This window comes from Bacillus cereus group sp. MYBK79-1 (assembly GCF_051915365.1).
GTDB lineage: Bacteria > Bacillota > Bacilli > Bacillales > Bacillaceae_G > Bacillus_A.
In genome coordinates this window covers 38,945-56,886 of sequence record NZ_JBQAEO010000025.1, presented here as the reverse complement: position 1 = coordinate 56,886, position 17,942 = coordinate 38,945, and the positions used below count along the sequence as shown (strand labels likewise).

Sequence of the window (17,942 nt, the reverse complement as noted above, 5' to 3'; positions counted from 1 at the left end):
AATAAAAAACGGATAAAGGCAAAATTAAAAATGAGCCCGGTGCAATACCGGACTCGTTTGGATCAAGTAGCCTAATGAAATAACCGTGTCTAACTTTTAGGGGTCACTTCAGAAGATTGGCTTTTTTTATTATTGATAAATCTCTTTATATTTCTTATACTCTGCTTCAGAACATAATACGAAATGTCCTGGGCGAATTTCACGCATTGTTGGTGCTTCACTACCATAATCATGTTGAGATGGATCGTATACGATACGTTTACGATTGCGTTCATAATCTGGATCTGGAAGCGGAATTGCTGATAATAGTGATTTCGTATATGGATGAATTGGATTCGCATATAACTCTTCACTTGTTGTTAGCTCAACGATTTGACCACGGTACATTACGCCGATGCGATCACTAATGTATTTTACCATTGATAAATCATGGGCAATGAATAAGTATGTTAAACCTTTTTCTTTTTGTAACTTTTTCAGTAAGTTTACAACTTGCGCCTGGATTGAAACATCAAGTGCTGAGATTGGCTCATCTGCAATGATAAATTCAGGTTCTACAGCAAGTGCGCGAGCGATACCGATACGTTGACGTTGTCCACCTGAGAATTCATGAGGGAAACGGTTTGCGTGCTCTTTATTTAAACCAACTGTGTTTAATAATTCATGAACACGGTCCATACGCTCTTTTTTTCCTTTTGCTAGTCCGTGAATATCAATACCTTCTGCAATAATATCCCCTACTGTCATACGAGGATTTAATGATGCATATGGATCCTGGAAAATCATTTGCATTTTACGGTTGAATTTCTTCAGTTGTGCGCGTGATTTTTTACCATGTACATTTTCACCATCGAACAATACTTCACCAGCAGTTGCATCATATAAACGAATAATCGTTCTTCCAGTTGTCGATTTACCACAACCTGATTCTCCTACAAGACCAAATGTTTCTCCGCGGTAAATATCAAATGAAATATCATTAACCGCTTTGACAACACCACCACTCACGTCGAAGTGCTGTTTTACATTTTTTACTTCAATTAATTTCTCACGTTGTTTAGTCATGTTGTTCACCTGCTTTCATTTGAAGAATGCGTTTTTCAACGACTGCCGGCGGTTTTACTTCTGGAGCTTGCTCATGAAGTAACCAAGTTGCCGCATAGTGTGTATCACTTACTTTAAATAAAGGTGGGTCCATTTCAAAATCAATTTTCAATGCCTGCGGGTTACGTGGTGCAAAAGCATCACCCTTTGGCGGTTTTAATAAATCTGGAGGCGTTCCAGGAATTGCATATAACTCTTCTTCTGAACCATCTAAACTTGGCATAGATGCGATTAAGCCCCAAGTGTACGGATGTTTTGGATTGTAGAAAATTTCATCTACTGTTCCAATTTCAACAACTTTACCTGCGTACATAACTGCTACGCGGTCCGCAACGTTTGCCACTACACCTAAGTCATGCGTAATGAAAATAATTGCCGCTTCTGTTTTTTGCTGAATGTCTTTCATAAGCTCTAAAATTTGCGCCTGAATTGTAACGTCTAGCGCTGTTGTCGGCTCATCGGCAATTAATAATTTTGGGTTACAAGCTAACGCCATCGCAATAACTACACGCTGTCTCATACCACCTGAGAATTGGTGAGGATATTGTTTTAAGCGCGCTTCTGGATTTGGAATACCTACAAGGTCGATTAATTCTAACGCAACTTTACGTGCATCTGCTTTACTCATCCCTTGGTGTTTAATAAGGCCTTCCATAATTTGATTTCCAATTGTCATCGTTGGGTTTAATGATGTCATTGGATCTTGGAAAATCATCGCGATATCTTTACCGCGCACTTGTTGCATTTCTTTTTCTGTTAATTTCGTTAAGTCACGACCTTCAAATACGATTTCACCGTTTTTAATACGTCCTGGAGGATTCGGAATTAATCCCATTAACGCTTTAGAAGTAACTGATTTACCAGAACCAGATTCTCCTACAATCGCTAATGTTTCTCCTTTTTTCAAATCAAAAGTAACGCCGCGTACAGCTTGTACTTCACCTGCATGTGTATCAAAGGAGACTTGCAAATCTTTTACCTCTAGCAATGTTTTCATTTTTACTTCTCCCCTCTTTTACTTACGCATTTTTGGATCTAACGCGTCGCGTAATCCGTCTGCCATTAAGTTGAATGCTAAGATTAACATACTGATGACAACCGCTGGGATGAACATCATATGTGGATACGTTTGAATTGATTTATAACCATCGTTTACAAGAGAACCAAGTGATGCGAATGGTGGCTGAATACCTAAACCGATGAAGCTTAAGAACGCCTCACCAAACACTGCTGTTGGAATTGTAAACATTGTCATTACGATAATTGGTCCCATTACGTTCGGAATTAAATGTTTTACAATTAATTGTGTATTTGTTGCACCTAATGTACGAGATGCTAATACGTATTCTTGATTTTTTAATTTCAGGATTTGTCCACGAACGATACGCGACATCCCTATCCAACCTGTAATTGCCATTGCGAGTGTAATTGACCATATACCAGATCCCATAATGATTACCATTAAAATAACGATGATTAAGTATGGAATACCATTAATAATCTCCATAATACGTTGCATAATATTATCTACTCTACCGCCATAGAACGCTGAAATACCTCCATATGCAACCCCAATTACTAAGTCAATTGCTGCTGCTAAAAGAGCGATATATAATGATACGCGCGTACCTTCCCATGTTCTTGTCCATAAATCGCGTCCAAGATCATCTGTACCGAACCAGAAATACTCTTTAATATCACGTTTTTCATATTGGTCAACACCATATTGATCTGTACCGTCAAATGGTAGCCAATGAACATTTTCAATAACAGGAATTTTCGGTGGTAATTTCGCACGACCTAAATCTTGCTCTTTATACGAGTGCTTACTTACCATCGGTCCTAAAATTGCTAGTAATATAATAAGCGCTAATAAAATGAATCCGAACATTGCTCCTTTATGTTGGAACAAACGTCTTCTTACATCTTGCCAAAACGTTAAGCTTGGACGGGCAATGACTTCATTATCCACATTATTTTGATTGGCTTGTTGAAATAAGTCTGGAGATAATTTTTGTACATCTTTCATCATTTTTTCCCTCCCGCTAAACGAATTCGAGGATCAATAATTCCGTATAAAATATCGACAATGAAAATAACTAAGATGAAGATCGCACTATAGAAAATTGTAGTTCCCATAATAACTGTATAGTCATTTACTGTAATAGATTTAACGAACTGTTCCCCTAGTCCTGGTACAGCATAAATTTGCTCAATAACTAATGTACCTGTAATTAACCCTGCAACCATTGGTCCTAAAATTGTTACAACTGGAATTAACGCGTTACGAAGTGCGTGCTTGATAATGATAACGCCTTGGCTAATTCCTTTCGCTTTCGCTGTTAAAATGTAGTCAGCTTGCATAACTTCAATTAACTCTGCACGAGCAAAACGTGCGATTGTTGCGATAACTGCCATCGATAAAGCGATTGTAGGCATGACTGTAAACTCTGGTCCTTTCCAGAATGCTACTGGGAACCATCCAAGTTTTACCCCTACGAAATATTGTAGTAATGCGGCGAATACGAACGATGGTACCGACATCCCGAGTACGGAAATAATTGTCGCCCCATAATCGACCCACGTATTGTTACGAAGCGCCGCAACGATTCCTAAAATTAAACCGATAAATGTACCTAATATAATCGCTTGTAAACCAAGTTGTGCTGATGGTCCAATGCGATCCACAATCATATCTGTTACTGGACGGTTATCATATTGGAATGATACCCCTAAATCACCTTTTGCTAAGTTACCTAAGTAACGTGCATATTGAACTGGTACTGGATCATTTAAACCATATTTTTCAAGAATGATTTCTTTTTGTGCCGGTGATAGCTTCTCCTGGTTTTTAAGCGGAGAACCCGGAAGTAATTTCATCAAAAAGAAAGTCAGTGTAGTAATTAAAAATAATGTCAAAGCCATGTACACGAAACGTTTTAATACATAACGTCCCATAGTCAAGCACCTCCCCGTTTTTCTCAAAAGCAATAAGATAGTTTAAAATATTCTTACTTTTATTTTTTTAAAATAAGAGCATATGCCCATCATAGGCATATACCCTTATTCATGATGGAAACCATTTTTAGTTTTTGAGTTCAACCCACTTGTAGCTAAATTCCCCGCCATATTTATGTTCTAATAGGCCAGTAATTGAACCGCGTTGTAAATATGCTTTTCCAGGTTGATATACTGGAGCAATCGCTGCATCTTCAAGCAATTGTTTTTCTGCCTTTAATAGCGCATCCCAACGAGCTTGTACATCAACTTCTGTTTTCGCTTTTTTAATTAAATCATCATATGCTGCATTTGCATAATTTACTTTGTTTTGCGCATTACCTGTCGTATACATTTCAAGGAATGACATTGGGTCCATATAGTCTGGGCTCCATCCCGCATACGACATCGCATAATCTCCACTTGCTTCAAGTTTTAATTTCTGTGCAAATGGCTGCATTTTTGTTGAAACTGTTAAACCTGGTAAGTTCTTTTCAAATTGGCCTTTTAAATACTCTCCGATTTTTTTCGCATCATCAGTATCAAAGTTTAATAGCTCTAACTCTACTTTGTCTACACCAAGTTCTTTTTTACCAGCTTCCCAGTATTTTTGCGCTTCTTTAATATCCTCTTTTATAAGCTTTCCGTTTTCTTCACGGAAGTCTTTTCCATTCGGACCTTTTGCTAAGCCTTTCGGAACAAAACCATATATTCCTTCTGAACCATCGTTTAAGATCACTTTCCCGATGTTTTCACGTTCAAAGGACATTGCAATTGCTTTTCGGATATTTTTATTTGCTAAAAATTTATTCTTTTCATTTAAGCGAATAAATTGTGTAGATGGTCTCTTAATCGTTTTAAAGTCAGCATCTGATTTGTATTTATCTACAAACTCTGATGTTAAGACTACACGATCAATTGCTTTCGTTTCATATAAATTTATAGCAGTTGAACGATCCTTAACAATATTGAAGTTTATTTCCTCAAGTTTTACTTCTTTATTTTCCCAATACGTTGGATTCTTCTTCAGTTGGAAACTTTGTTCATGCTTCCATTCATTTAATACGAATGGACCATTATAAAGTGTCGTATTGGATTCTAATCCAAATTTTGCGCCTTGTTCTGTTACAAACTTCTCATTCAAAGGATACAACGTTGGATAGACTGTTAAACTTACAAAATAAGGAACAGGGTTATCTAATTCCACTTCAAGTGTATGATCATCAATTGCCTTCACACCAAGTTCTTCAACTGGCAATTCTTTTTTGTTAACTTTCTCCGCATTTTTAACATCAAATAGTATGTAAGCAAACTTGGCACCCGTATTTGAATCTACAGCTCTTCTCCAAGAATAAACGAAGTCCTTCGCTGTTACAGGTTCACCATTAGACCATTTCGCATCTTCACGTAACTTAAACACATACTTTTTGCCATCCTCTGATTTCTCATAAGATTTAGCGACACCTGGAACAAGTTTATCGTCTTTCCCCAGACGATACAATCCTTCCATTGTGTTATTCATGATGTTAGAAGATGTTGCATCTGTTGATAATGTCGTATCCATAGTTGGAATTTCAGCTGTCTCAGTTAAATTTAACACTTGCTTGTTTGAGGATTTTTCTTTTGCGCCTGCTTTATTATCCTCTTTTTGGTAACTACAAGCTCCTAACATACTGACAGTCAGCGTCGATGCAAGTAATAACGGTATCTTTTTCTTCATGTTGTGTTACCTCCCCTAATTGCACTTCCTGTACCCTCACTTGTAAAAAAGTAGAATTGAAAGAATAATCTCCAAGTTTCTACAATTTTCATTATACATATAATATAACAATTGTGAATATAGTTTTTTGTTTTTTTGTTAAAATTTTTAATAAAATGTTTATTTTTTTATTTTTTTGTAAAGGGATACGTTAACATTGCTACTATCATCTTGAAATCAGACCTTTAATTGCGTATAATTTTCAAAAAATTAATTCTAGTACATATTATAGCTTTTATAGTATAATAATTCTAGTAATATTTTGACGGAGGGGAATATTTTGAATAAAGTTTTTTTTCATACTTGTATACTAATTTTCATAGCGATAATCGCTTCTAGTATTGGCGCATTCCTCGTTTCATCGCAATTTTTGTTGAATTTTGTCAATATATCGTTTTATGTCGCACTATTTTTTATTCTTGTTGGCGGTTTTTTATTCATATTTCAAAATGGATTTTTCAATGTAACAATTTACGCCTTCCAAAGAGTATTTGGTACGAACAAAAAAATTGAGTCTTTAATTGAAGAAGTAGAGGAACCTGTCGATAAGAAAGAACGTATTTATAAAACATATTCATTCAAATGGACGTATCCAATTTGTATTACCGGTATCGTTCTTGGGTTGTTCTCGACCCTCATTAGCTTTACTATTTTGATGTAGTTTGCAAACACTATCCCATATGATATAATAATCAGCAAAACATTTTGTTATAAAACTTTAGTTCTTTCATATTAAAAGAGCTCAGGTAACAATAAATAAATTTATATGTATGCGATGATAAAGAAGAGTACATATTGAGGCAATTTCAGAGAGCTTGTGGCTGGTGTGAACAAGTAATTGTACAGTATGGAATGGGCTTTTGAGCACCAAACCGAACCGAAAGTAGTAGGCTTTGGCGTTATATCCAAACGTTATTATGGATTAGAGAGATTTCACAGTAGTGAAATAATTAGGGTGGTACCGCGGTCCATTCGTCCCTATAGTTTTTTGGGATGAATGGGCTTTTTTGTTTGCCTTCTCTTCCCCATCACGCATTCAAATTTAGGAGGAATTACTTATGTCAGTTATCTTTTCTGGTATTCAGCCGAGTGGAACGATTACACTTGGAAACTATTTAGGAGCTATGAAGCAATTTACAGAGCTTCAAAATGAACACGACTGTTATTTCTGTATTGTAAACCAACATGCGATTACAGTACCTCAAGATCCCGTACAACTTCGTAAAAACATCCGCAGTCTTGCTGCACTTTATGTAGCATGTGGCATCGACCCTGAAAAAGCTACTTTATTTGTACAATCAGAAGTACCAGCACACGCTCAACTAGGATGGATTATGCAATCAGTTGCTTACGTTGGAGAATTAGAACGTATGACGCAATATAAAGATAAAGCATCGGGTAGAGATTCAGTTCCAGCTGGATTACTAACGTATCCACCATTAATGGCTGCTGATATTTTACTTTACAACACTGAAATCGTACCTGTTGGTGATGATCAAAAACAACATATGGAATTAACACGCGACCTAGCAGAGCGTTTCAACAAACGCTTCCGTGAAGTATTCACTGTTCCTGAAATTCGCATTCCAAAAGTAGGAGCTCGCGTTATGTCATTAACAGAACCTACGAAAAAAATGAGTAAATCTGATTCGAATCCAAAATCAATGATCAGCATGCTTGATGAACCAAAAACAATTGAAAAGAAAATTAAAAGTGCTGTAACTGATTCTGAAGGTATTGTGAAATTTGATAAAGAAAACAAACCTGGCATCTCTAACTTATTAACAATCTACTCTTCATTCTCTGGAAAAACAGTTGAAGAAATCGAAGCAATGTATGAAGGAAAAGGATACGGAGACTTCAAAGGCGACCTAGCACAAGTAGTCGTAGAAGCAATTCGTCCAATCCAAGACAAATATAACGAACTAATCAACTCACCAGAACTAGACGAAATTCTAGACAAAGGTGCCGAAAAAGCCAACCGCGTTGCATTCAAACAACTACGCAAAGTAGAAAACGCAATGGGACTAAGTAGAAAACGTAGGTAACATATAAAGCGGAAGCGGCTCGCTTAGAATGTGAGGGGGATGGAGCTCCTGACGTAGAGGCGCTTTTGCCTCGCAGGAAGGCGCGAAGCCACCGAACATTCTTGCCGCCGAAGCTAAGCTATAACAAATTAAAAAAACCGCCAATCGGCGGTTTTTTTAATTTACCTTTTGCTCGTTTTCCATTTCCCATAACTTTTCAAAAAATGGCTGTCCTTTTACGAGGCGCTCGCATAATTGTTCGTGCTTTTCAGACCAGCCTGTTTTCGCTTCATCGTACAGTTTAGCCCAAATATCTTCAAATTCCATATGTTGAACCATTCCGTATGCTGATGGATCCCACTCTGTGAACCAATAGCGAATTTCTGCTGTGTTTTTCGTTGTATGTAATTGATCTAACGCCATAAATAGTAATTGTTTAAGCTGTCTTTCTTTACGAGTTAAGCCATTCATAATGAAAGGTGATGGTGATAAAATATGATGTTCTTTTTCCATTTCTTCTACTTGGAACTCATACTTTTCTGCTTGTACGCTTTCTACCATCTCATATACCATCTGCTCTTGGCGCGGTATAAGTCTGCTCTTTCGAATTGGTACATTGTAACCAATTGTGTCGATCGCAATAATTCCTTTTCCATCTGTAACTACAAAGCAATACTCTTGCTGCAAACGTTCATGATTTTTACGAATATAAGCCTTATGATGTACGTCTTCCAACAATTTTTGCGGAAGCTCTAACAATTCGTCCTCGATGTAATGATATAATGTGGAATCTACTTTTAATAATGGCACTTGATCTAATAGCTCAATCGTATCATCTTTTCGCCATTCGTAAAAATGACAAACGTTATACCCATTCTCTTCACCTTCAAACCAATTTACCCATACATCATGTAGATATAACATTCACTACCCCTCACTTCACTACTGTTTGTATCAATCATTATGTTCAATTTTGCTAAACTTTATTCCACCTAAGGAAATATATTCTAATTATTATTTTTTCTTCTATTAATACTAAAAAAACAGGAAATAGAGCTCCTGTTTTTTATATATGAAATGTATTTGCTTTATTCAATATTTCTTTCGCATCTATAGATAATAAAGAAAGTGTATCTATAGATGCGGAAGCTACACAATCTTTGACAATATGAAATCCAATTGCGTAGCCAAGCATCTTCGGATAAGAGTGAAATCCATTTAATAAGATGTCATGCTCCCTTGTTCCTCGTTTTATACTTATTCTTTCATGCACAACGTTTTTCCAATAATAAATAGCCTCTTCTTTTGAAAGATACGTCGTCCACGGTGCATTGTTTTTTTCTGAATATCTTTCCGTTACCGCTTGCTCAGCTAGCCCTTCCATAATCATCGTATCAAGTAATGTATATTCTGTTTCTTTCGTCTCAATTTGATGTAACCTGCATATGTGATGATATTCATGTGCCAATAACACTTTTAATTCTTCCACCGAATTCCGTCCACATACGAATAAGAAAATAACGTGACGCATAGATAATCCAGCTCTACCGTTATACTCTTCTTGTACAGTTCGATTATAGGAATCTGATAATAAAATAAAGACAGGGACATCCGGACCTTTTAACCAATTTTTCAGTTTCTCATACTCCATACGTAACTCTTTCCAAATTCCCTTCTTCTCTAACTCTTTAATTTCTTGTTCTCCTCGCATAACCGGGCGATACATACCTTTAGAAATTAAAAAGCGATACAACCTTTCTTTTGGCAGCGGGACATACTTCGTAAACTTCTCACACAGCTTTTCTGGCCGTCCATAATATAGGTGTAACCACTCAGCAGTTTCAACAATCCCCATCTTTATCCCTCCTTTTTCTTATGTATATGCAAAAAGAGAAAAAGGCGTAAAAATAAATAAGGAGTTTTTTCGCAATATAGTGCGAAAAAACTCCTTATTTTATCTATTATTTATACGATTTAAATACTAATACTGCGTTATGACCACCGAATCCTAGTGAGTTACTTAATACTGCATTTACTTCTTGTTGTCTCGCTTTATTCGGTACGTAATCTAAGTCACATTCTGGATCTGGTGTTTCATAGTTAATTGTTGGAGGAATTACTCCGTCTGTAATTGATTTAATTGAGAAGATCGCTTCAACAGCACCAGCTGCTCCTAATAAGTGACCTGTCATTGATTTCGTTGAGCTAATCGCTACTTTATACGCGTGCTCACCGAACGTTTCTTTAATTGCCATCGTTTCATACTTTTCATTCGCATCCGTACTTGTACCGTGCGCATTAATGTAATCAATATCTTCTGGCTGTAGACCTGCGTCCGCTAAAGCTTGACGCATTGCACGCACGCCACCTTCACCGCCAGGAGCCGGCATTGTAATATGGAATGCATCACCAGTTGCACCGTAACCAGCGATTTCCGCATAAATGTGAGCACCACGAGCTAATGCGTGCTCTAATTCTTCAAGAATTAAAATACCTGAACCTTCACCCATTACGAAACCGCTACGGTTTTTATCAAATGGACGGCAAGCTGTTGCTGGATCTTCATTAAATGTTAATGCTTTCGCTGAACTAAATCCGGCAAATGCCATACTTGTCAACGGCGCTTCTGCTCCGCCTGTTATCATTGCATCAGCATCACCGCGCTGAATTGCTTTAAACGCATCACCAATTGAGTTTGCACCAGATGCACAAGCTGTTACTGAACAAGTGTTAATTCCTTTTGCACCTGTTGCGATCGATACTTGACCTGCTGCCATATCTGGAATCATCATCGGTACGAAGAATGGACTCACGCGGCGCGGACCTTTCTCAGTAAAAATCTTAAATTGTTCTTCGTATGTTTCCATACCGCCAATACCAGAACCAATCCATACACCAATTCGAGGTCCGTTTTCTTCTGTAATTTCAAGCTTTGCATCTGCAACCGCCATTTTCGCTGCTGCTACTGCATATTGTGTAAAGCGATCCATACGGCGCGCTTCTTTTTTATCAATATATTTCTCGACTTCAAAGTCGTTAATTTCTGCTGCTACTTTTGCTGGAAATAGTTCCGGATCAATTCTTGTAAGTCGTCCGATTCCAGATACACCCTTTTTAATGTTTTCCCACGCTGTTTCAACATCTGTTCCGATCGGTGTAACAGCTCCTAGTCCTGTAATTACGACCCTCTTTTTTTCCATACAAAATACACTCCTTTTTTTCTCTCAGTCCTTATTTACCCCAACGAAGAGCAACTGCTCCCCATGTTAATCCGCCGCCGAAACCAACAAGTATAATTAAATCACCATCTTGAATACGTCCATTTTGCAATTCCTCTACCATTGCAATTGGAATTGAAGAAGCTGATGTATTACCAAACTTTTCAATTGTCATACTCATTTTTTCTTGTGGTAAATTTAATCTCTCTCTTGCAGATTCCATAATACGAATATTCGCTTGATGCGGTACTAAGAAATCCACATCCTCTTTCGTAAGACCAGCTTTATCCAGCACGCGAAGACAAGATTCACCAAGTTGACGAACAGCAAATTTAAAGACTTCTCTGCCATTCATCATAACATACTCGTCTTGATAAAGATGCTTACCGCCACTTCCGTCTGCTCCTAATTCGAAAGATAGAACGCCTCTTCCTTCTGAAACAGCTCCCATTACAATAGCACCGGCTCCGTCTCCAAATAGTACTGCTGTATTGCGATCATTCCAGTCTACAATTTTAGATAGTTTATCACTACCAACTACTAATACATTTTTATAAGTTCCCGTTTGAATAAATTGCTGCGCTGTAATCATTCCGTACATAAAACCAGCACATGCTGCACCTACATCCATTGCAGCTGCATGTTTCGCTCCAATCGCTTCTTGAATGACACAAGCTACCGCTGGAAATGCACGATCTGGTGTTACTGTTGCCACTAAAATAAGATCGATTTCCTCTCCGCTAACCCCTGCATCTTCAAGTGCTTTTTTAGCAGCCTCTACGGCCATATATGAAGTATCTATTGTATCATCGGCAATGCGTCTTTCTGCAATTCCCGTTCTCGTACGTATCCATTCATCGGATGTATCCATTATTTTCTCTAAATCGTGATTTGTGACTACTTTTTCTGGCACATATCTTCCGATCCCTAAAATGCCCACGTTCACATCGCAGCCCTCCGTTTTATATCAATTATTATGACTTGGTACTAATTTTAAAACATAAATGTATTTTTGTCTAGAATATATTTCAGCTAAAACATAAAGCTAGGCATTATTCACTTTATTGTTTATTAAAAGAAACAGAAACATACCTTTCCCTGTTTCTTTCGAAATATAAAAAAGCCCGAACCGCTTCTATTTGCGTTTCGGGCCTCTCTTCCACCTAAAAAGATGCTTTTTATTCTTGATCTGCTTTCCTTCTAAACTAAGGAGTTCTCCTCACTACTTTTCCTTTATCCTCTTCATATCTCTGGTTTTGCCCCAGTCGAGAATAAAAAAAGGCCCTGACCGCTTCTATCCACGGTTCGAGCCTTTCTTCCATCTAAAAAGATGCTTTAGCTTTTTATTCTTTTTCTGCTTTCCCAAGCTCATATGCTTCGTTCATAACTTTCATCAATAACTCTAATACTGGTTGTGCTTTCTCCATATCAAGCGCAATTCCATTCGAATCTAAGATGGCCTTTGCTTCTGGTAAATGCTTCATTGCGATTTGTAAAAATTGCATGCTTTTCTCATTCATATTACGTTCTTCCTCTCCATTAAAACTTTCACATACATAGTGTAACACGCTCGTTACCCTTCGTATAACTCTTTATATTTTTTCATATGTGCCAATTGTTTATTTAAACCGTATTCTAACGGGGTATTTCTTTTTATCGAAATAACCTCTACAGTTTCATCTCTTTCTCCCTCATTCTCTTTATTCACTTTATCCTCTGCACGTAAAAGGTTCATACCTTTTTTCCATAATGATTTTTTACCACTAAGTAAATTGTATATGCCAAAATGCTCCTCGTTCAATCCATTTTCCCATAAGTATTCACATACATCTTCCACGTACAGTAGATCACTTCCGTCTTCTTCGCTCACATAATGGCACTCTTTCTCATCCAGTTCTGATAAAATGAGCTGATGATATATCATAAAAGATGGTTGCCATGGTCCATATAATGTAGGAACTCGAAATACACTATATTGTGCCTCTCCTTTTTTCAATCCTTCTTCCACTTTCGAAAATAGACGTTTATTTTCAGATTCATCTGCGTTCCCTATTTCAATAGAGGAAATTAGATTTAACTTCAATTTCTGTTCTGCACACAGCCTTATAATCCGCTTTAAATACTGTAATATAACTCTTTCATTCCGAAAGCCATTTTGTTGATTTGGCTCATACAAGCAAAAGTAAACCGTATCGAACTTCTCTTCTTCTACTGATCTCCATCCATCTTCATCTCTTATCGAATAATACGTAAATAACGCATTTCGCCCAATTAACAATAACTTCTCTTCATTAATTTTTGTCATATTCTCGAATTCATCAAAATCAAGACCGTACACTTCTACTTCCTCTGCAATCATTTTATTCACAAGGTGATAACCTACAAACGTAAGTGCACCTATAATTAGCACGCGCTCCATACCACCAACCCTTTCTCCTTGAAACAAATAGCTCCTCATTTATGTATATGGGAGCTTCACAATTCTTCTTCATATTTTTTAAAGAAATCAGTCGTTTGCCTAACCATTTTATATTTCACATCTTGCAGATGGAATAGGACAGAAGTATCGCATTGATTGAATTGCCTCATTTTCTCATATTTACGTAACAACTGTTTTCTCCCTCTTTTTTCTTGTGTTGATACGAAAACTTTAACAGGTACACAAGATGGAAGAAGCGTAAATGTTTTCTTATTTATTTTGGACTCCAATTCTTCTTCTTTGGAATCATACGCCAAACTTAATTCCTTCACTAATCTTTTGTAAAAAAACTTATGCTCTTTCTCAAACTCCACATATTCTGGTAAATCTAAACACGGATTTAACATAATGACAGAGCGTATACATTCAGGGTATTTGTTCATCATTTCAAGTGCTACAAGTGCCCCCATACCATCTGCCATAATGTGCATTTTCGCATTTAATGTCTCTTTTCTCAAAACAACATCATATAAGCGTTTTGCTAAACGAACAGATTGGTCGTTTCCCCAATGCCTTCCGTATAAATTAGAAGAAAAGACCGTGTAGCCTTCCTCAATAAGGCCATGTAAAAAATAAGATCTTCCTGCATGCTGTGTCCATAAACTTGTACCATTCTCAATAAAGTAGTTGTAATCACCAAGAAGCATTACAGAAAATCCATTTGGCTTCTCCGGTAAATAAATGACACATGGTTCTTTTTCTAAGTAAAAAAAACGTTCCGTAATACTCATTTTTCCCCCGCCTTATTTTCTAAACGTATAAAAGTACTCTTCTATAATGTATGAACGGAATGCAAATTTGCGTTGAAAAATCTACAAATATTTTTCTATATTCTTTTTTCAATTGTGTTACAATAAGGACAGATTGAACGAATAGAGGTGTAAAATATGCGTTTCATTTGGGCATTAATTTGGTCGTTCGCGCTTGTACATATGATGAGCTACGTAATTGGCTCTATGACTGGCGGTACATACGATTTTAACCAAGCGTCTATTTTCTCAGTTGTTCTTGCGGTATTAGTACTAGCAATTTCAGCTGCAATTCCAAACGAGCCAGTAGAACAACACTAAAAAAAGAGTCCGGATTTTATCCGAACTCTTTTTTATTTTACTTTACATGAACGACTAATTCGTTATTTTCTACATCAACCACTACATGACTATTGTCAGTAATCGTTCCTGCAATTAATTCTCTCGCTAATTTCGTCTCAACTTGACGCTGTACATATCGTTTTAATGGACGAGCTCCGTACATCGGATCAAAGCCAGCTTCTACAACAAATTCTTTCGCTGCGTTTGTTAATTCTACTGTAATATGACGGTCAGCTAAACGACCTTGTAATTCTTTTACAATTTTATCAACAATACCTTTAATTTCATTCGTTGTAAGAGGTTTGAATAAAATAATTTCATCGACACGGTTTAAAAACTCTGGTCGGAAATGTCCTCTTAATTGTCCCATTACAAGTTCCCTTGATTCCTCTTTAATTGAGCCATCTGCTTCTAATCCATCTAACAAATGAGCAGATCCAATATTTGAAGTCATAATAATAACCGTGTTTTTAAAGTCTACTGTACGTCCTTGCGAATCTGTAATGCGTCCATCATCTAACATTTGTAATAAAATGTTAAATACTTCTGGATGTGCTTTTTCGATTTCGTCTAACAAAATAACTGAATACGGTTTACGTCTTACTGCTTCTGTTAATTGACCGCCCTCTTCATATCCAACATATCCAGGAGGCGCACCAATTAAGCGTGACACAGCGTGTTTCTCCATATACTCAGACATGTCGATACGAATCATTTGCTCTTCACTATCGAATAAAGACTGCGCTAACGTTTTTGCAAGTTCTGTTTTACCAACACCTGTCGGTCCTAAGAAAATGAAGGAACCAATTGGACGGTTCGGGTCTTTAATACCAGCGCGTGCACGAAGAACTGCGTCTGATACTAAGCTTACCGCTTCCTCTTGTCCGATGACACGCTCTGATAAAATTTGCTCTAAGCGTAGTAATTTCTCACGCTCCCCTTCAACAAGTTTTGCGACAGGAATACCAGTCCAGCGTGAAACAATATCAGCAATCTCTTCTTCACTGACTTCCTCACGTAATAAACGATTTTCTTGTTTATTATGCGCGCCCATTTCTTCCGCTTCTTTTAACTCTTTTTCAATCGCAGGAATTTTCCCATGGCGAAGTTCCGCTGCTTTATTTAAATCGTAATTACCTTCTGCCTCTTCTAATTCGCGGCGCAGACGCTCTAAATGTTCACGTAAGTCACGAACTTTGTGAATATCTTCTTTTTCTTTCTCCCATTTCGCTCTCATACCACTTGCAACTTCTTTTAAATCCGATAATTCACGTTGCAACGTTTTTAGACGTTCTTGGCTACCAAAGTCCTTCTCTTTTCCAAGAGCTGCTTCTTCAATTTCCAGCTGCATAATGCGGCGCGTTACTTCATCTAATTCTGTTGGCATAGAATCAATCTCTGTTCGAATCGTTGCACACGCTTCGTCAACAAGATCAATTGCTTTATCTGGTAAGAAACGATCTGAAATATATCGATCTGATAAAACAGATGCTGCTACAATCGCGCGGTCATGAATATTTACACCGTGATAAATTTCAAAACGCTCTTTTAAGCCGCGTAAAATAGAAATTGTATCTTCAACAGTTGGTTCCTCTGCTAATACTTGTTGGAAACGTCTTTCTAGCGCCGGATCTTTCTCAATATATTTACGATATTCGTCTAACGTTGTCGCCCCAATGCAATGCAGTTCACCACGCGCAAGCATCGGTTTTAACATATTTCCTGCGTCCATCGCACCTTCTGTTTTACCAGCACCGACGATTGTGTGAAGTTCATCAATGAATAATAAAATGCGGCCTTCGCTCTTTTTAATTTCATTTAATACAGCTTGCAGGCGTTCTTCAAACTCACCACGGAATTTCGCTCCAGCTACAAGTGCACTCATATCTAATGCAAAGATGGTTCTATCTTTTAAGCCTTCTGGTACATCCTTTTTCACAATACGCTGTGCTAACCCTTCAACGATTGCTGTTTTACCAACACCTGGTTCACCAATTAAAACAGGGTTGTTTTTCGTTTTACGTGAAAGAATGCGAATTACACGGCGAATTTCACTATCACGGCCGATAACAGGGTCAATTTTCCCCGCTCTTACTTCCGCCACTAAATCACGGCCGTATTTCTCTAACGCTTCATAAGTTGCTTCTGGATTTTGACTAGTCACTCTTTGATTCCCCCGAACTGTCATTAAAGACTGTAATAAGTTATCTTTCGTAATATGAAACCTTGTAAGTAATTGATTTATATCGCCTTTTTCTTCAGAAAAAGCAAGCAATACATGTTCAACCGAAATGTAGTCATCTTGCAATTTCTCTGCTTCTTTTCCTGCTCTTACAAGTAGTTGTTGCAGAGCACCTGTTATATATAATTTGCCTGTTTCTGCACCGCTCCCCGTTACAGAAGGCTTTTTCTTAATTAAACTTTCGGCACCTTGCTTTAACGCTTCTATATCGACATTCATTTTTTGAAAAATACGTACTGCTAGCCCATCTTGCTCTTCTAATAATGTAAACAAGAGATGAACAGTATCTACTTCTTGATGATGATGAGATACCGCTAAAGACTGGGCACTCATAATCGCCTCTTGTGTTTTTGTTGTCATTTGATTTAAGTCCATCTTTACAGTCCTCCAAATGTTTGACTTTCTTTGACCTTTGATTTGATTATACGCCAACCTACTTTTTTATACAATAATTTTGCTTATGTATTTTCAAACTTATTATCGGAAAAAGAAAACAGGAACATTCATTATAGAAGTGGTAAATGAATTATAATATGCAACGACAAAAAAGCCGCAATAATGATTGCGGCTTCTGTTACGGTTTTCTTTTATATGTCCACTGACGGTTATGATTCGTGTTATCTGGAAACTTTTCACCCGCAGTTAATTTCACCATTTGCGGGTCTTTCACCATACTTCCTGTTTCACCAATTTCTACATAAATGCCATCATTCGGCGCTTTTTGCCCAGAACGAAACCTGCGATTTTGTCCCATTTCCATTCTCCTTCCATGACGTCTTTGCCTCATTAGTATATCCATTTTAAACGAAAGCTTTTCTGTCATGTTTAGGAAACAAGTACTACATTTCGTTCTTGTACATATACATGAATGACACAAACTTAGGAAGGGATTTCTTTCCTGTTTGTAGAAAAAAAAGAAACCAACCTACTATAGGCCAGCTTCAAAGGAGAGTCAAACATATACGAGAAGATTACATGTTCATTATAAGCTTCTTCATACGAGCAATGTAACCCTTTTCACAATT

At 37.3% G+C, this 17,942-nt stretch carries 17 protein-coding genes and 1 other annotated feature; of the genes, 3 read left to right on the top strand and 14 right to left on the bottom strand.

Annotation, left to right across the window (positions count from 1 at the left end; genetic code table 11):
* Window positions 1-129: 129 nt before the first annotated feature.
* The 5 genes from ACTFOB_RS24905 to ACTFOB_RS24885 all read right to left on the bottom strand — a co-directional run bounded on the left by ACTFOB_RS24905 (window position 130) and on the right by ACTFOB_RS24885 (window position 5,821).
* Window positions 130-1,065 (bottom strand): ABC transporter ATP-binding protein, encoded by a 936-nt coding sequence (locus ACTFOB_RS24905; protein ID WP_144613526.1) that lies wholly within the window; start codon window positions 1,063-1,065, stop codon window positions 130-132.
* Entirely contained in the window at window positions 1,058-2,101 is a 1,044-nt protein-coding gene (locus ACTFOB_RS24900; RefSeq protein ID WP_000854346.1) for an ABC transporter ATP-binding protein, read from the bottom strand. The genes ACTFOB_RS24905 and ACTFOB_RS24900 overlap by 8 nt, the downstream gene beginning before the upstream one ends.
* An 18-nt stretch (window positions 2,102-2,119) precedes the next feature.
* Window positions 2,120-3,136, bottom strand: coding sequence for an oligopeptide ABC transporter permease (gene opp3C, locus ACTFOB_RS24895; protein ID WP_048559566.1), 1,017 nt, complete (start codon window positions 3,134-3,136; stop codon window positions 2,120-2,122).
* On the bottom strand, window positions 3,133-4,062 hold the full coding sequence (gene opp3b, locus ACTFOB_RS24890; RefSeq protein WP_000534165.1) for an oligopeptide ABC transporter permease: 930 nt from the start codon (window positions 4,060-4,062) through the stop codon (window positions 3,133-3,135). The genes opp3C and opp3b overlap by 4 nt, the downstream gene beginning before the upstream one ends.
* A gap of 127 nt (window positions 4,063-4,189) precedes the next feature.
* A complete protein-coding gene (locus ACTFOB_RS24885; RefSeq protein WP_440029678.1) occupies window positions 4,190-5,821 on the bottom strand; it encodes a peptide ABC transporter substrate-binding protein in 1,632 nt (543 codons plus the stop codon).
* Between the two features lie 319 nt (window positions 5,822-6,140).
* Here ACTFOB_RS24885 and ACTFOB_RS24880 point away from each other — a divergent pair, with 319 nt between their 5' ends.
* Together ACTFOB_RS24880 and trpS are read left to right on the top strand one after the other, a co-directional pair.
* On the top strand, window positions 6,141-6,521 hold the full coding sequence (locus tag ACTFOB_RS24880) for a DUF3899 domain-containing protein (RefSeq protein ID WP_001044993.1): 381 nt from the start codon (window positions 6,141-6,143) through the stop codon (window positions 6,519-6,521).
* A 105-nt stretch (window positions 6,522-6,626) separates the two neighbouring features.
* Window positions 6,627-6,843, top strand: a binding site (T-box leader).
* A gap of 75 nt (window positions 6,844-6,918) precedes the next feature.
* Entirely contained in the window at window positions 6,919-7,908 is a 990-nt protein-coding gene (trpS, locus tag ACTFOB_RS24875; RefSeq protein WP_440029675.1) for a tryptophan--tRNA ligase, read from the top strand.
* Window positions 7,909-8,064: 156 nt separating this feature from the next.
* On the opposite strand, the gene ACTFOB_RS24870 is transcribed toward trpS, so the two are convergent.
* The 7 genes from ACTFOB_RS24870 to ACTFOB_RS24840 form a co-directional block, all read right to left on the bottom strand.
* Entirely contained in the window at window positions 8,065-8,811 is a 747-nt protein-coding gene (locus ACTFOB_RS24870; RefSeq protein ID WP_440029673.1) for a YjbA family protein, read from the bottom strand.
* 142 nt (window positions 8,812-8,953) lie between these two features.
* Window positions 8,954-9,742, bottom strand: coding sequence for a DUF2268 domain-containing protein (locus ACTFOB_RS24865; RefSeq protein ID WP_440029671.1), 789 nt, complete (start codon window positions 9,740-9,742; stop codon window positions 8,954-8,956).
* A 106-nt stretch (window positions 9,743-9,848) separates the two neighbouring features.
* Window positions 9,849-11,087, bottom strand: a complete 1,239-nt coding sequence (fabF, locus tag ACTFOB_RS24860) for a beta-ketoacyl-ACP synthase II (RefSeq protein ID WP_000412643.1) — start codon at window positions 11,085-11,087, stop codon at window positions 9,849-9,851.
* 31 nt (window positions 11,088-11,118) lie between these two features.
* Window positions 11,119-12,051, bottom strand: a complete 933-nt coding sequence (fabH, locus tag ACTFOB_RS24855; protein WP_001100534.1) for a beta-ketoacyl-ACP synthase III — start codon at window positions 12,049-12,051, stop codon at window positions 11,119-11,121.
* A 397-nt stretch (window positions 12,052-12,448) separates the two neighbouring features.
* Window positions 12,449-12,625 carry a ComZ family protein gene (locus ACTFOB_RS24850; protein ID WP_048559636.1) on the bottom strand — a complete coding sequence of 59 codons (177 nt, stop codon included), beginning with the start codon at window positions 12,623-12,625 and terminating at the stop codon, window positions 12,449-12,451.
* Between the two features lie 53 nt (window positions 12,626-12,678).
* Complete coding sequence (locus ACTFOB_RS24845) at window positions 12,679-13,551, bottom strand: NAD-dependent epimerase/dehydratase family protein (protein ID WP_440029667.1); 873 nt, start codon at window positions 13,549-13,551, stop codon at window positions 12,679-12,681.
* Window positions 13,552-13,580: 29 nt separating this feature from the next.
* Window positions 13,581-14,315, bottom strand: a complete 735-nt coding sequence (locus ACTFOB_RS24840) for a hydrolase (RefSeq protein WP_061678725.1) — start codon at window positions 14,313-14,315, stop codon at window positions 13,581-13,583.
* Window positions 14,316-14,471: 156 nt separating this feature from the next.
* On the opposite strand from ACTFOB_RS24840, the gene ACTFOB_RS24835 reads away from it, so the two are divergent.
* Window positions 14,472-14,654, top strand: a complete 183-nt coding sequence (locus ACTFOB_RS24835) for a YjzD family protein (RefSeq protein WP_001211112.1) — start codon at window positions 14,472-14,474, stop codon at window positions 14,652-14,654.
* A gap of 37 nt (window positions 14,655-14,691) precedes the next feature.
* Here the strand turns inward: ACTFOB_RS24835 and clpB are convergent, their stop codons facing one another.
* Together clpB and ACTFOB_RS24825 are read right to left on the bottom strand one after the other, a co-directional pair.
* Window positions 14,692-17,292: an ATP-dependent chaperone ClpB gene (gene clpB / locus ACTFOB_RS24830; protein ID WP_440029665.1), complete on the bottom strand. Its 2,601-nt coding sequence runs from the start codon at window positions 17,290-17,292 to the stop codon at window positions 14,692-14,694.
* Between the two features lie 199 nt (window positions 17,293-17,491).
* On the bottom strand, window positions 17,492-17,671 hold the full coding sequence (locus ACTFOB_RS24825; protein WP_000531421.1) for a YjzC family protein: 180 nt from the start codon (window positions 17,669-17,671) through the stop codon (window positions 17,492-17,494).
* Window positions 17,672-17,942 lie beyond the last annotated feature (271 nt).

What these genes read in the sequence shown, in the direction of transcription:
- ACTFOB_RS24905 (WP_144613526.1), bottom strand. Translation starts at nt 1,065, where the DNA reads ATGACTAAACAACGTGAGAAATTAATTGAAGTAAAAAATGTAAAACAG.
- ACTFOB_RS24900 (WP_000854346.1), bottom strand. Translation starts at nt 2,101, where the DNA reads ATGAAAACATTGCTAGAGGTAAAAGATTTGCAAGTCTCCTTTGATACA.
- opp3C (WP_048559566.1), bottom strand. Translation starts at nt 3,136, where the DNA reads ATGATGAAAGATGTACAAAAATTATCTCCAGACTTATTTCAACAAGCC.
- opp3b (WP_000534165.1), bottom strand. Translation starts at nt 4,062, where the DNA reads ATGGGACGTTATGTATTAAAACGTTTCGTGTACATGGCTTTGACATTA.
- ACTFOB_RS24885 (WP_440029678.1), bottom strand. Translation starts at nt 5,821, where the DNA reads ATGAAGAAAAAGATACCGTTATTACTTGCATCGACGCTGACTGTCAGT.
- trpS (WP_440029675.1), top strand. Translation starts at nt 6,919, where the DNA reads ATGTCAGTTATCTTTTCTGGTATTCAGCCGAGTGGAACGATTACACTT.
- ACTFOB_RS24870 (WP_440029673.1), bottom strand. Translation starts at nt 8,811, where the DNA reads ATGTTATATCTACATGATGTATGGGTAAATTGGTTTGAAGGTGAAGAG.
- ACTFOB_RS24865 (WP_440029671.1), bottom strand. Translation starts at nt 9,742, where the DNA reads ATGGGGATTGTTGAAACTGCTGAGTGGTTACACCTATATTATGGACGG.
- fabF (WP_000412643.1), bottom strand. Translation starts at nt 11,087, where the DNA reads ATGGAAAAAAAGAGGGTCGTAATTACAGGACTAGGAGCTGTTACACCG.
- ACTFOB_RS24850 (WP_048559636.1), bottom strand. Translation starts at nt 12,625, where the DNA reads ATGAATGAGAAAAGCATGCAATTTTTACAAATCGCAATGAAGCATTTA.
- ACTFOB_RS24840 (WP_061678725.1), bottom strand. Translation starts at nt 14,315, where the DNA reads ATGAGTATTACGGAACGTTTTTTTTACTTAGAAAAAGAACCATGTGTC.
- ACTFOB_RS24835 (WP_001211112.1), top strand. Translation starts at nt 14,472, where the DNA reads ATGCGTTTCATTTGGGCATTAATTTGGTCGTTCGCGCTTGTACATATG.
- clpB (WP_440029665.1), bottom strand. Translation starts at nt 17,292, where the DNA reads ATGGACTTAAATCAAATGACAACAAAAACACAAGAGGCGATTATGAGT.
- ACTFOB_RS24825 (WP_000531421.1), bottom strand. Translation starts at nt 17,671, where the DNA reads ATGGGACAAAATCGCAGGTTTCGTTCTGGGCAAAAAGCGCCGAATGAT.